The sequence below is a fragment of the Streptomyces sp. NPDC107454 genome, assembly GCF_055582885.1.
This window is the reverse complement of record NZ_JBVJPA010000004.1, coordinates 246,708-260,139: the sequence shown is the minus strand read 5'-3', so window position 1 is coordinate 260,139 and position 13,432 is coordinate 246,708. Positions and strand designations below refer to the sequence as shown.

Below are 13,432 nucleotides of genomic sequence, written 5' to 3'. Positions count from 1 at the left end.
CGCGCTCTCAGGCCACCCACAGCCCGCGCCTGCGGTAGCCCGCCTCCCAGAACAGCTTGTTGAGGACGCGTACGGGCGGCGGGAGCGCGCCGAGGAACCGGGCGCGGTCGGCGGGCGGCGCTCCGTCGACGATCCACGGTACGAAGAGCGCGGCCCCGCGCACGCCCTGCGTCTTACGGATACGGCCGGTGAACGCGCCCCAGTCCGCGGGCGTCAGCACCTCCCGGATGAGCGGCAGCGCACTCTCCTCCTCGTGGGCGAGGTGGTCGTCGAGGGCCGATGCCAACGTGCGGACCAGGGCGGGGAGTTCGGCCGACCGGTCCTTCAGGGCCGCGTCGACGGCGGTGAGCCGCGGGTCGAGGAGGGCGTGCTCCGCCTCCATCTCGGCGAGGAGGGCGACGTCCCGGGGACGGCCCGCGACCTTGCGCTCCACGCGCGGCCACAGATCGCTGTCCTCGGCGGTGTGGTGGATGTGCAGCTGATGCCTGAAGTTGTCCCAGCCCGCGCGGACCTGGGGGGTGAAGGCGGTGCCGTCGGCCGCCGCGTCGCCGAGGCGTTCCAGGTCGCGGCGGAAGGCGTCGTGGGCTGCGTACATGACGGTGAGGTCGATCGTGCCGGCCGCGGCTTCGGTGGTCATGAGGTCGCTTCCTCCAGTTCGGGTTCGTAGACGGGCAGGGCGTGCGGGTTGGCCGACGGGCCGCGGTGACGGCGTACGGCGAGGCAGGTGAGCGCGCCGGTCAGCAGGACGGCGGCCGAGACCAGGACGGCGGGATCCATGGCGTGCACGAAGCCGTGGCCGAAGACCCGGGCGCCCAGCGCGCGCATGCGCTCCGCGACGTCGTGCGGTACGCCCTCCGGCAGCCGTGCGGCCTGGCGCGCGTTCACATCGGTCCCCGCCCGGGAGAAGCCGCCGACGAAGCCGTCGCGGTAGGCGGCGGGCAGTTGTCCGGTGCGCTGTCGGGCCTGGTCGGTGAGCGAGGAGGCGAGCTGGGCCTGGAGCACGGCGCCGACGACGGCGCCCGCGAGCACCGAACCGACCTGCCGCAGCGCGTTGTTGACTCCGGACGCCGCTCCGGAGAGCTTCGCCGGTACGTTGCGCATGACCTCCGTGGCCATCGGCGCGAAGGTGCAACCCGCGCCCAGACCCGCGAGGAAGAGGGGGAAGGCGACCGCGGTCCAGCTCGACCCGACGTCGGCCGCGGCCACGATCCACACCAGGGCCGCCGTCCACGCGAGCAGCCCGGTCATCAGGATGAACTTGCCGCCGATCTTGTCCGCGAGGACTCCGGCGGGCCCGGCCATCACGAACGAGCCGAGCGCGAGAGGCAGCAGCACGAGCCCGGACTTGAGCGCGCTGAAGCCCAGGACGGACTGCAGATAGATCGTCAGCGGCAGGAACATCCCGACGATGCCGAAGGACACGGTGACGCCCACGAAATTGATGAGGGTGAAGTTGCGGTCCTTGAAGAGTGAGAAGGGGACGAGCGGGTCGTGACCCTGCTGGCCGCGCTCATGGCCGAGGAAGGCGGCGAAGAGGAGTGCCGCCGCACCGAACAGCGACCAGATCCAGGCGTTCCAGTCGTAGCGCTGCCCCTCCGTCAGACCGAAGGCCAGGCAGAACAGGGTTCCCGAGGCGAGCAGCACGCCCAGGGTGTCGAAGCGGTGGCGTACGGTGCGCCGTGAACCGGGGATGACCGCCGCGGCGAGGCCCAGCACCACGACCCCGAGCGGCAGGTTCACGAAGAAGATCCACCGCCAGTCGAGGTGGGTGATCAGCGCGCCGCCGATGATCGGGCCGAGGGCGCCGGAGACGCCCGCGACCACGCCCCAGATGCCCATCGCGGCGCCCCGCCGGTCGGCCGGGAACACCTCCGCGATGATCGACAGGGTCTGCGGCATGAGCAGCGCCGCGCCCAGGCCCTGGACCGCGCGGAACGCGATCAGCTGCGCCGGACTCTGCGCGAGGCCGCAGACGAGGCTGGCGAGGGTGAAGACGGCGACGCCCGCGAGGAACAGGTTGCGTTTGCCGCGCAGGTCGCCGAGGCGGCCCGCGGTGATCATCAGGACGGCCAGGGCGAGGGTGTAGGCGTTGACGACCCACAGGATCTCGTCGAGGGAGGCGTCGAGGTCCTGGCCCATGTCGGGGATCGCGATGTTCACGATCGTCAGGTCGAGCAGGGTCATGAAGAAGCCCAGGGAGAGCGTGATGAGGATCGCCCATGGGTTGCCGTGCCACTTGTCGTGCCACTTCTTGAACACGGTGTCTGTCTCCTTGTGTCGAGGCATCCGACTCGCGTTCAAGAGGGCGCGGGCTCCGACCGGTGTGACGCCCGGCAGACCCCGTGAGACGTACGTCACATTTCGCCCTCCGGACGTCACATTCGGGCCCGCTTCTCCCCTCGCAGTAGTGAGCGCACCAAGGGAGGCAAGGCATGTCCGAAAGCCCCGCGGCCGGGACGGCCGACGGCGCGACGCAGGTGTTCGTCGACCACCGCGAACTGCTCTTCGCGATCGTCTACAACATCCTCGGCAGCGTCGCCGACACCGACGACGTCCTCCAGGAGACCTGGCTGTCCTGGACGGGCCGCGCCCACCGCACCCCGCTGGAGGGCATCACCAACCCGCGCGCCTATCTCGTACGCATCGCCGTGAACCACGCGCTCGCGCGGCGCGCCGCGATCACCCGCCGCCGCGAGACGTATGTGGGCCCCTGGCTGCCGGAGCCGCTGCTCGACGAGCCCGCCCCCGAGGACTCGGCCGACGACCGGGCCCTGCGCTCGGAGTCGGTGTCGCTGGCCATGCTCGTGGTCCTCGAGTCCCTCACCCCGCTGGAGCGTGCGGTCTTCGTCCTCAACGAGGTGTTCGGCTACGCGCACACGGAGATCGCGGAGGTCATCGACCGCAGCCCCGCGGCGGTACGCCAGCTCGCGCACCGCGCGCGGGAGCATGTGCACGCCCGTCGGCCGCGCTACCAGGCCCATCCGCGCGTCCGCCGGCAGGCGACCGAGCGCTTCGTCGAGGCCGCGCTCGGCGGGGACATCGCGGCGCTGATGGAGATCCTGGCACCGGACGTCACGGTGTGGACGGACGGCGGCGGGAAGGCCTCGGGCGGGCTGCGTCCGGTGCACGGCCGGGACAAGGCGGCGCGGCTGTTCGCCGGTTACGCGACCCGGCGCGGCACCGGCTTCGACCTGCGCTACCGGCGCGTCAACGGCGACGACTCCGCCGTGCTCTTCGAGGGCGAGTCGCCGTACGCGGTCATGGTCATGGACCTCACCGCGGACGGCGAGCAGGTGTCGGGCGTCTACATCGTCACCAATCCCGAGAAGCTCGCGCATGTGCGGCGCGACGACGAGAGCCAGGAGACCGGAGTCGCGGAAGGGGAGCGCGCATGACCGCCACGGACCACCGGCCCGCGAAGGCGTCCTCCGGCGAACGCGTCGCCGACTGGTTCGACGGCCGGCTCGGTGTGTACGCCCTCGGCAGGCGTTATCTGCGCAAGGTCTTCCCGGACCACTGGTCCTTCCTGCTCGGCGAGATCTGCCTGTACAGCTTCGTCGTGCTGATCCTCACCGGGGTGTACCTGACCCTGTTCTTCCACCCCTCCATGAACGAGGTGACGTACCACGGCGGTTACGTCCCCCTGAACGGCATCCGGATGTCGGAGGCGTACGCCTCGACGCTCCACATCAGCTTCGACGTGCGCGGCGGGCTGCTGGTCCGGCAGCTGCACCACTGGGCCGCGCTGGTCTTCCTCGCCGCGATGCTGACGCACATGATGCGGCACTTCTTCACGGGCTCGTTCCGCAAGCCCCGTGAGGTGAACTGGGTGTTCGGCTGGACGCTGCTGCTCCTCGGTCTGTTCGAGGGCCTCTTCGGCTACTCGCTGCCGGACGACCTGCTGTCCGGGACGGGGCTCAGGTTCGTGGACGGGGCGATCCTGTCGGTACCGGTGGTCGGCACGTATCTGTCGTTCTTCCTGTTCGGCGGCGAGTTCCCCGGCCACGACATCGTGGCCCGGTTCTACTCGCTGCACATCCTGCTGATTCCGGGGATCATGGCGGCACTTGTCGTCGCCCATCTGATCCTCGTCGTTTACCACAAGCACACCCAGTTCGCGGGCCCCGGGAAGACCGAACGCAACGTCGTGGGCACCCCGTTCCTGCCGGTCTACCTGGCGAAGGCGGGCGGCTTCTTCTTCCTGGTGTTCGGTGTCCTCGCGCTGATCTCGGCGGTGGCGACCATCAACCCGGTCTGGTCGTACGGTCCTTACCGTGCCGACCAGGTGTCGACCGGCGCCCAGCCGGACTGGTACCTGGGCTTCGCCGAGGGTCTGGTGCGCGTCATGCCGGGCTGGGAGATCAGCGTGGCCGGGCACACGCTCGTGCTCGGTGTGCTGATACCCGTCGTCGTCTTCCCGCTGCTTCTGGTCGCCATCGGGGTGTACCCGTTCATCGAGTCGTGGGTCACGGGAGACCGGCGTGAGCACCATCTCCTCGACCGCCCGCGCAACCGGCCGGTCCGTACGTCGATCGGAGCGGCCTGGATCAGCCTCTATCTGATCCTGCTCGCGGGTGGCGGCAACGACATCGTGGCGACGCGCTTCCATCTGTCGATCAACACCGTCACCTGGGCGGTGCGGATCTCCCTGTTCGTCGTCCCGGCCGTCGTCTTCGTGGTCACCCGCCGCGTCTGCCTGGGCCTGCAGCTGCGGGACCGGGAACTGGTGGCGCACGGCCGTGCGACCGGCGTCGTCAGACGCCTGCCGCACGGCGAGTACGTCGAGGTGCACCGCCCGCTCGGCCCGGCCGAACTCCACACGCTCACCGAGCACGAGCACCGGGACCGGTCAGACCACCGGGACCTCCAGACGGCTGATCCGCAGCCCGCCCTCGACGGCGCCCGGGTGCCCGCTCGCCATGAGGAGCCGCAGCCGTGAGCCGCGCACCCCGTCGAAGGTGATCACGGTCGGCGCGTCGGACGCGGTGGCCCAGTCGACGGCCGTTCCCTTCACCGGCACGTACCGACTGCCGTCCCACACCGCGACCTCGACCGACGCGGGCCGTGTGTGCGTCGCGTCGACGGTGAAGGAGACCTCGACGCGGTCGACCGCCCGGGGACGGGCCCAGGCGACCGAGACCCAGTCCTCGGGGCGGGCCCCGCTGAAGGCGGGCAGCAGAGCCGTCGCCGACTTGTAGAAGGCGTTGGACCACCCCGTCGCCGCGTCGCCGTCGAGCATGGCGGCGGGCGGGGTGTCCGGGCGGCCGGAGTAACTGGCGTCCGCGAGCGGCTCGTTCGGGGCGCCGGGACCCGGGTCCGGCCGGAAGACCGCGGGCGGGGTGATCGCCTTCGCTCGTGCCGGGGTGGTGCGTACGGTGAGGGTGGCGCCGCGTACTCCCTCGGAGCGTGCCGTCACCCTGAGCGAGCCCGGCCGCGTGCCGGATCGTACGATCGCGAGTGCCTTGCCGTGGAAGGCCGTTCGGGTGCTCGCCTGATAGCGCTCGGCGCTCTCCTCCCTGCCGTTGTCGAGCCCGGCGAGCGAGCCGCCGCCGATGTCGAAGGCGATCAGGTGCTCCGCGTCGGGCACGACCGCACCACGGGCGTCGACGACCTCGGCCGTCACGAAGAGCAGGGAACGGCCGTCGGCGGCGAGCGATGTGCGGTCCGGCGTGAGGCGTATCGCGTGCGGCGCCCCGGCGGTGCGCAGGACGTCCGTGGCGACCGTACGGCCGTCGCGGCGGGCCACCGCCTTCAGCTCACCGGGCGCGTAGGGCACTTTCCAGGTGAGGTGGAGTTTGCCCGCGCTGCCGTTGGGGCTGGTGTAACTGCCCGGGTAGGGGCCCGAGGTGAAGGTCTTGTCGTCGCCGGTCGCCTCGGTGGTCTCCAGATAGGTACGGCCGTCGGTGGTCGTCTTGGTGTCGAACCTCCGTGTGCCGAGGGACTTCCCGTTGAGGAAGAGCTCCACGGTGTCGACGTTCGCGTACGCCCAGACCTCGACCGTGTCGCCGGCCTCGTGGTTCCACGTCATGGGCACCAGATGCACCATGGGCTCGCTCACCCACTGGCTCCTGAACAGGTGGTACATGTCCTTGGGGAAGCCCGCGGTGTCGACCGCGCCGAAGAAGGAGGCCTTCACCGGGAACACGTCGTACGGCGTGGGCTCCCCGATGTAGTCGATGCCCGACCACAGGAACTCCCCCGCGAACCACTTGCGGTCCCGGTCCTTCTTGTGCCCGTACTCGCCGCTCATCGTCCAGGACGCGAGGTTGTTGTCGTACGAGGAGACCGCGCGCCGTCCCGGGGTGTGGTTCTCGCCGGTGTTGAGGTGCTCCGGCTCCTGATAGGCGGAGCGGGTCGAGGTCTCGGAGGACGACTCCGACTCGAAGAGGAAGAGGTGCGGATAGGCGGCGTGCAGGGCGTCCACCGACTGGGCGGTGTTGTAGTTCAGACCGAGCCCGTCCAGCTTGGCGAGCATCAGGTCGGCAGCGGAGCCCTTCGTGGGCACGCGGCGGTATTTGTCCGAGCCGATGACCAGCGGCCTGGTGTCGTCCGCCGCCTTGATCGCGGCGATGATCCGGTCCGCCATCGCGAGGCCCGGGGTGGAGGTGGAGTCGGGGATCTCGTTGCCGATGGACCACAGGACCACGGCGGGCGAGTTGCGGGCCGCGAGGACCATCTCGGTGGCGTCCCGCTCGCACCACTCGTCGAAGAACCGGCCGTAGTCGTACCTCGTCTTGCCGGTCCGCCAGCAGTCGAACGCCTCCACCATCATCACGATGCCCAGTTCCTCGCAGACCTGGATCATCTGCGGCGAGGGCGGGTTGTGCGAGGTGCGGAAGGCGTTGACGCCCATCGACTTCATGATCGTCATCTGTCGGCGTACGGCGTCGACGCTGATCGCGGCGCCCAGCGCGCCCTGGTCGTGGTGCAGGTCGACGCCCTTGATCTTGGCGTGGACGCCGTTGAGGTGGAAGCCCTCGTCCGGGTCGAAGCGAAAGGTGCGGATGCCGAAGGGAGTGCGGCAGGTGTCGACCCCCGTGTCACCGACCCGCAGTTCGGTCTCCAGCGTGTAGCGGTGGCCCGGAGTCGCGAAGTCCCACAACCGGGGCCTGGCGACGGTGAGTTCATGGGTCTCGTCGGCGCGGTCGGCGACCGCGACCATGGTGGACGTACGGGCCGCCGTCCGTCCGTCGGGGTCGACGATCCGCGAGATCACCTGGACCTCGGCGGCGGTACCGGACTCGTTGACGACGGTCGTCCGCACCCGTACGACCGCCCGCTCCGTCGTGATGTCCGGCGTGGTGACATACGTGCCCCAGCGCTGGACGTGCACCGGTTCGGTGACCACGAGCCGGGCCTCGCGGTAGATGCCACTGCCCGAGTACCAGCGGCTGCTGGGCAGTTGGTTCTGCACCTTCACCGCGATGACGTTCTCGGTGGTGCCGTCCGTGTGCAGCAGGCCGGTGAGGTCGAAGGCGAACCCCGTGTACCCGTAGGGGTGATGGCCGACCTCCTCACCGTTGCAGTACACGTGCGAGTCCATGTAGACGCCGTCGAACTCCACGGAGATCCGCCGGCCGGCGAGGGCGGGCGGCAGCCTGAAGGTGGTGCGGTACCAGCCGAGGCCGCCCGGGAAGAAGCCGGTGCCACTGGTGGTGCCGTGTTCCGTGGTGGGGGTCTGTTCGATGCTCCAGTCGTGCGGAACGGACACTTCGCGCCAGGCCGAGTCGTCGTAGCCGGACTGCGCGGCGCCCTCGTACGCGCCGGTGGGGTCGGTGATCCCACCCGGGTCGACCAGCGCGAAGCGCCAGCCGTCGCGCAGCTCGACCACGCGGCGGCCCGCGGCGCGTCCCGGCGCGTCCGCCCAGGCGTCGGCGGCGCCCAGGAGCGATCCGGCCGCGGGTGCGGCGGTTCCTGCGATCAATACCGATCTTCGAGTGACCGACATGGCGGCTCTCCCTACTCAAGGGCCCATAAGTCATCACAACTGATCGTGAACAAACAGATTCTGACGGGGTGACACACAGCCCCGTCAAGGGTGCGGCACCCACTTCCGCCCCTCGCATCACATCGGCCGGAATCCGTCGTACCGATGTCCCCCCGGGGCCGCCCGTGTGCCGGGTGCGGAACGCGCGTACGCACTAGGCTGGAACCCGAGTGACGCGCCTGTTCACTGTGAGTGTCCGCAATGGAGTGGCGACGATGAGCCCGGTCCACCCGCTCGACGAGGCTGCCACGGCACGGGCGGTCATCGACGGGAACGGCACCCTGCTCCAATGGAGCGAAGGGGCCCGCCGTCTACTGGGCCATGCCCCGGAGGAAGTCGAGGGGCGGCCCGCCGCCGATCTGCTGGCCACGGACACACCCGTACCGGCCGAACCGGCCGGTAACCGCTGGAACGGCAGCCTCGATCTGCGCCACCGCGACGGACACACCGTCTCCGTGTGGCTGCTCGCCCACCGCAGGAAGCCGCGGGACGGCGGCCCGGCCACCTGGCTGGTGGTCACCCCGCTGGAGGCCCGCGGCCCGCGCGCGCCGGACGACCCGCTGACGACGGCGGTGCTGGCGCAGTCCCCGTGCCCGATGGCCGTCTACGACGACCGGCTGCGCCTCTTCGGGGTGAACGACGCGATGGCCGACGTGATCGGCCTCCCCGAGTCCCGCATCCAGGGCCTGAGGTTCTCCGAGATCGGCGGCAAGGAAGAGAGCGAAGCCCTCGAATCACAGCTGCACGAGGTCCTCGTCACGGGAACCGGTCGTGACGTGGAGACGTTCATGCAGACCGGCGGCGAGTACCACGCGCACGCCTGGCTCGCCCGGATCGCCCCGCTCACCGACGCCCAGGGCCAGGTACGGGGAGTGTGCCTGGCCGCGCACGACTTCACCGAGCAGTACAACGCCCGGGAGCGGCTGCAACTCGTCAACGAGGCCAGCGTGCGCATCGGCACCACCCTCGACGTCACCCGAACGGCCCAGGAGCTCGCCGACGTCTGTGTGCCCGCCCTGGGCGACTTCGTCAGCGTCGACCTGCTGGACCCGCCGGAGCACGGGGGCGAACCCCACCCTGAGCCGCCGACCGTGCCGATCAGGCTGCGCCGCGCCGCCCACCAGTCGGTGAACCCGGGCTGCCCGGAGGCGGTCGTCAAACCCGGCCAGGTCGATGTCTACCCCGTCCACTCACCGCAGGCGGACTCCCTCACGGCCTCCCGGACCATCGTCGCCCCCGACGACACCGCCACGCTGGCGGAGTGGCTCTCCTGGGACGAGGTACGCGGCGCCCGCATCGCCGAGTACGGCCTGCACACCAGCATGTCGGTGCCGATCAAGGCGCGGGGCCAGACCCTCGGGGTGGCCGTCCTCACCCGGTTCCGGCGCCCCGATCCCTTCACCCCCGACGACGTACTGCTGGCCGAGGAGGTGACGGCCAGGGCCGGCGTCTGCATCGACAACGCCCGGCGCTTCTCCCGGGAACGGGAGACCGCCCTCGCCCTCCAGCGCAGTCTGCTCCCCCAGTCACTGCCCCGGACGGCCGCCGTGGAGGCGGCCTCCCGCTATCTGCCCGCAGCACGGGCCGGAGTGGGCGGCGACTGGTTCGACGTGATCCCACTGTCCGGGATGCGGGTCGCCATGGTCGTCGGCGACGTCGTCGGCCACGGCATCGCGGCCTCCGCCACCATGGGACGGCTGCGCACCGCCGTCCGTACGCTCGCCGACATCGACCTCGCCCCCGACGAACTGCTCACCCACCTCGACGACCTCGTCCTACGGCTCTCCACGGAGGCCGGCGCCGAGGGCACCACCGGAGAGGTCGGCGCGACCTGCCTGTACGCGGTCTACGACCCGGTCTCACGGCGCTGCTCCCTCGCCCGGGCCGGCCATCCCCCGCCGGTCATGCTCCCGCCCGGGGGACCGCCCCGGCAGATCGAGCTGCCGGCCGGTCCGCCGCTGGGCCTGGGCGGGCTGCCCTTCGAGTCCGTCGAGCTCGCCCTTCCCGAGGGCACGGTGCTCGCACTGTTCACCGACGGCCTGATCGAGAACCGCGAGCGGGACGTCGAGGCCAACCACGAGCTGCTGTGCCATGCCCTGGCGGAGTCCGCGGACTCCCTGGAAGGCGCCTGCCACGACATTCTGCGGATCCTGCTTCCGGTGGGCGGGGCCCAGGACGACGTGGCGCTGCTGCTCGCCCGGACCCACGGGCTCGCGCCCTCCCAGGTGGCGACCTGGGACATTCCCGCCGACCCCGCCCTGGTCGCGCCGATCCGCAAGCAGGTCGTCGACCAGCTCGACGCCTGGGAGCTGAGCGCCGCGACGTTCACGGCCGAGCTCGTGGTGAGCGAACTGGTCACCAACGCGATCCGCTACGGCGAGCCGCCCATACGGCTGCGGCTCATCCACGACGCCGAGACCCTGATCTGCGAGGTCTCCGACAGCAGCCACACCGCGCCGCATCTGCGCCGGGCCAAGACCTACGACGAGGGCGGGCGCGGGCTGCTGCTGGTCGCCCAGCTCACCCAGCGCTGGGGCAGCCGCCACACGGCCGACGGCAAGACGATCTGGGCGGAGCTGACGCTCCTCGGGGAGTTCTGACGACATCGACGCAGGTCCGCGGGGTCGGTGAGCGGGGCGGGGCGCGGCGTCTGATCTGATGGTCGGGCACCACGACTTGTGTCCCGGAGGACCGAACCCTGAACACCCCGCTCGCCGAATCCCTGTCCGTCGTCCTGCTCGTCGCCGTCCTCGTCTGCGCGGTGGTCCGCCCGTTCGGCTGGCCCGAGGCGGTCGTCGCGGCCCCGGCCGCCCTGCTGGTGATCGCCACCGGCGCGATCTCCTGGGACCACGCCGGCGCGGAGGCGGGTCACCTCGGGCCGGTGATCGGCTTCCTGGCGGCGGTACTGGTGCTCGCCAAGTTCTGTGACGACGAGGGGCTCTTCCACGCCTGCGGCGCGTGGATGGCCCGCTGGGCGGCGGGGCGGCCGGGGCGCCTGCTGACCGCGGTCTTCGCGCTCGCCTCGGCGATCACCGCGGTGCTCAGCCTGGACGCCACCATCGTGCTGCTGACCCCGGTCGTGTTCGCCACCGCCGCCCGGATGGGCGCCCGCCCGAAGCCGCACGTGTACGCCTGCACCCATCTGTCGAACACGGCCTCGCTGCTGCTGCCGGTCTCCAACCTCACCAATCTGCTCGCCTTCACCGCGAGCGGTCTCAGCTTCACCCGGTTCGCGGCGCTGATGGTGCTGCCGTGGCTGGTGGCCATCGGGGCCGAGTACGTGGTCTTCCGGCGCTTCTTCGCCGGTGACCTGGCAGCGGCCGTGCCCGAGCCGACGACCGGGGAGCCGCCGGAGCTGCCCCTGTTCGCGCTGGTCACCGTGGGCTGCACCCTGGCGGGGTTCGTCGTCGCCTCCGCGCTGGGCGTGGACCCCGCCTGGTCCGCCGCGGCGGGGGCGCTGGTGCTGGCCGCCCGGGCCCTGCTGCGCGGGCGTGCCACCCCGCTCACCGTGCTGAGGGCGGCCGCTCCGGCCTTCCTCGTGTTCGTGCTCGCGCTGGGCATCGTCGTCCGGGCCGTGGTCGACAACGGACTCTCCGACGCCCTCGGGCATCTCCTTCCGGACGGCAGCGGACTGCCCGCGCTGCTCGGGACCGCGGCGCTGGCCGCCGTACTGGCCAATCTCATCAACAACCTGCCCGCGGTCCTGGTGCTGCTGCCCCTGGCCGCCACGTCCGGCTCCGGCGCGGTGCTGGCCGTGCTTCTGGGGGTCAACATCGGCCCCAACCTCACCTACGCCGGGTCCCTGGCGACCTTGTTGTGGCGGCGTATCGTGCAGGAGCACGACCACGGCGTCGATCTGCGGGAGTTCACCCGGCTGGGTCTGATCGCCGTGCCGGCGGCGCTGGTTCCCGCCGTACTGGCACTGTGGTTCTCGCTCCGCTTCATCGGGGGCTGAGCCGTAGCACACGTGAGGGCCGGAGGCTGATGCTCATGCGGGTCGTCGTCTGGCTCGTCGAGGGGACCTGGCCGGCCTGCGTGGACGCCGTGCGCACGCACGCGCCGCAGGCGACCGAGGTCGTGCTGCTGCATGTCAGCGAACCCGGGGTGCCCGGACTGGCGCACGGCGCCTTCGCCGGGCTGCTCGGCCGGGGGCACGCCGAGCGCGATCCCGGGAACCGGCTGGAAGCCCTCGGCGCCCGGTCGGCGGCGCGGCTGCTCGACGCGGCGGCCGAGCGCCTCGGCCGCCCCTGCATCAGCCAGGAAAGCACCGGGCGCACGGAGCATGAGGTGGTCGCCGCCGCCGAGGGCGCCGATCTGCTCGTGGTGGCCCGGGACGGCGACCGGGCCCGGCTCGGGCCGCACAGCCTGGGCCGGGCCGGGCGGTTCGTCGTCGACCACGCGCCGTGCCCGGTGCTGCTGATCTGGCCCGAGGCCACGCCTGCCGTCACGACGATCCCGCCGCCACCCCCGCATGGTCCGGATCCCCCACATCACCCGCGCCCCCCGGGCTCCTAGCGAGGCCCTTCCGGTAGGCGCCCGGTGGAGTCCCGTAGCGCTGCCGGAAGACCCGGCTGAAGTGGAACGCGCTGGTGAATCCGGAGGCCGCGGCCACCCGTTCCACCGGGAGCTCGGTGGCTTCCAGAAGCCGGGCCGCGTGCAGCAGCCGGGCCTCGCGCAGCGCCCGCATCGGGGAGCGGCCGAGTTGCTCGGTGAACAGGTGGGCGAACCGGGACGGTGAGAGCGCGACCGCCCCGGCCAGCGAGCGGACGGTGTGGGGCGCGCCCGGGTCCGCGGCGATCACCGCCTCCGCCTGACGGACCCGGGCGTCGAGACCGGGGCGGCGGCGCTCCGCGCGGGCGGCGGCGAGCAGCACGATCTCCTCCAGGGAGCACAGGGCCAGCTCCCGGGCGGCGGTGCCGTGCGCCACCGCGACCTCGCCCGGGGCGGGCTCCGCGCCCTCGGGCGGCGGGCCGTCCCCCGTCCAGCGGGCGTCGGTGAGCATCCGGCGGAACGCCGCTTCGATACGTTCCCGGGCGGGCGCGGGTCCGACGGCGTACAGGCCGTCGTCGACGGCGTGGGACCGCAGCCATCCGGTCCAGGACGGGCGGGCCTGGCAGTGCGCCCACCAGAACGCCCAGTGTCCGGCGCCGGCTTCGACGGCGTAGTCCTGCGGCACGCCCGGCCCCAGGACCACCAGGTCTCCGGCGCCGGCCACCGTCCGGGCCGCTCCCTGCCGGAGCCGTCCCCGTCCGCCCGTCGTCCAGGTGAACAGCCAACTGTCACTGCCCCGGGGCCGGTTGACGCGGTACCCCGGTCCCTGGTCGAAGCGACCGACGGTCACCAGGCCCGGCGGCGGGGACGGGGCAGCAGGCTCGGACAACTCCTCAGCATGCACGGACATCCTCCCGGAGGGCTCGTCGACCTAGCGTGAAGAACCTGAGACTC

Annotated in this window: 9 protein-coding genes; 5 read left to right on the top strand and 4 right to left on the bottom strand. The window is 71.6% G+C overall.

What is annotated here, in order from left to right; genetic code table 11:
* Nucleotides 1-7 precede the first annotated feature (7 nt).
* Nucleotides 8-637 (bottom strand): hemerythrin domain-containing protein, encoded by a 630-nt coding sequence (locus tag ACZ69M_RS11440; RefSeq protein WP_470048843.1) that lies wholly within the window; start codon nucleotides 635-637, stop codon nucleotides 8-10.
* Nucleotides 634-2,259: an MFS transporter gene (locus ACZ69M_RS11435; RefSeq protein ID WP_470048841.1), complete on the bottom strand. Its 1,626-nt coding sequence runs from the start codon at nucleotides 2,257-2,259 to the stop codon at nucleotides 634-636. The genes ACZ69M_RS11440 and ACZ69M_RS11435 overlap by 4 nt, the downstream gene beginning before the upstream one ends.
* A gap of 173 nt (nucleotides 2,260-2,432) precedes the next feature.
* Between ACZ69M_RS11435 and sigJ the strand changes: the two genes are divergently transcribed.
* Both sigJ and qcrB read left to right on the top strand, forming a co-directional pair.
* Nucleotides 2,433-3,395, top strand: a complete 963-nt coding sequence (gene sigJ, locus ACZ69M_RS11430; protein ID WP_470048839.1) for an RNA polymerase sigma factor SigJ — start codon at nucleotides 2,433-2,435, stop codon at nucleotides 3,393-3,395.
* Nucleotides 3,392-4,939, top strand: a complete 1,548-nt coding sequence (gene qcrB, locus ACZ69M_RS11425) for a cytochrome bc1 complex cytochrome b subunit (protein ID WP_470048837.1) — start codon at nucleotides 3,392-3,394, stop codon at nucleotides 4,937-4,939. Before sigJ ends, qcrB begins: the two co-directional genes overlap by 4 nt.
* Here qcrB and ACZ69M_RS11420 read toward each other — a convergent pair.
* Entirely contained in the window at nucleotides 4,850-7,948 is a 3,099-nt protein-coding gene (locus ACZ69M_RS11420; RefSeq protein ID WP_470048835.1) for a glycoside hydrolase family 2 TIM barrel-domain containing protein, read from the bottom strand. The genes qcrB and ACZ69M_RS11420 overlap by 90 nt on opposite strands.
* Nucleotides 7,949-8,202: 254 nt before the next feature.
* Here ACZ69M_RS11420 and ACZ69M_RS11415 point away from each other — a divergent pair, with 254 nt between their 5' ends.
* From ACZ69M_RS11415 to ACZ69M_RS11405, 3 genes are all read left to right on the top strand, one after another.
* Nucleotides 8,203-10,587 carry a SpoIIE family protein phosphatase gene (locus tag ACZ69M_RS11415; protein ID WP_470048833.1) on the top strand — a complete coding sequence of 795 codons (2,385 nt, stop codon included), beginning with the start codon at nucleotides 8,203-8,205 and terminating at the stop codon, nucleotides 10,585-10,587.
* Between the two features lie 98 nt (nucleotides 10,588-10,685).
* Nucleotides 10,686-11,942, top strand: coding sequence for an arsenic transporter (locus ACZ69M_RS11410; protein WP_470049336.1), 1,257 nt, complete (start codon nucleotides 10,686-10,688; stop codon nucleotides 11,940-11,942).
* 35 nt (nucleotides 11,943-11,977) lie between these two features.
* Nucleotides 11,978-12,502, top strand: coding sequence for a universal stress protein (locus tag ACZ69M_RS11405; protein ID WP_470048831.1), 525 nt, complete (start codon nucleotides 11,978-11,980; stop codon nucleotides 12,500-12,502).
* Here ACZ69M_RS11405 and ACZ69M_RS11400 read toward each other — a convergent pair.
* Nucleotides 12,432-13,388 carry a helix-turn-helix domain-containing protein gene (locus tag ACZ69M_RS11400; protein WP_470048829.1) on the bottom strand — a complete coding sequence of 319 codons (957 nt, stop codon included), beginning with the start codon at nucleotides 13,386-13,388 and terminating at the stop codon, nucleotides 12,432-12,434. The genes ACZ69M_RS11405 and ACZ69M_RS11400 overlap by 71 nt on opposite strands.
* Between the last annotated feature and the right edge of the window lie 44 nt (nucleotides 13,389-13,432).

Coding starts and splice junctions, on each gene's coding strand:
- ACZ69M_RS11440 (WP_470048843.1), bottom strand. CDS start 637: ATGACCACCGAAGCCGCGGCCGGCACGATCGACCTCACCGTCATGTAC.
- sigJ (WP_470048839.1), top strand. CDS start 2,433: ATGTCCGAAAGCCCCGCGGCCGGGACGGCCGACGGCGCGACGCAGGTG.
- qcrB (WP_470048837.1), top strand. CDS start 3,392: ATGACCGCCACGGACCACCGGCCCGCGAAGGCGTCCTCCGGCGAACGC.
- ACZ69M_RS11420 (WP_470048835.1), bottom strand. CDS start 7,948: ATGTCGGTCACTCGAAGATCGGTATTGATCGCAGGAACCGCCGCACCC.
- ACZ69M_RS11415 (WP_470048833.1), top strand. CDS start 8,203: ATGAGCCCGGTCCACCCGCTCGACGAGGCTGCCACGGCACGGGCGGTC.
- ACZ69M_RS11405 (WP_470048831.1), top strand. CDS start 11,978: ATGCGGGTCGTCGTCTGGCTCGTCGAGGGGACCTGGCCGGCCTGCGTG.
- ACZ69M_RS11400 (WP_470048829.1), bottom strand. CDS start 13,388: ATGTCCGTGCATGCTGAGGAGTTGTCCGAGCCTGCTGCCCCGTCCCCG.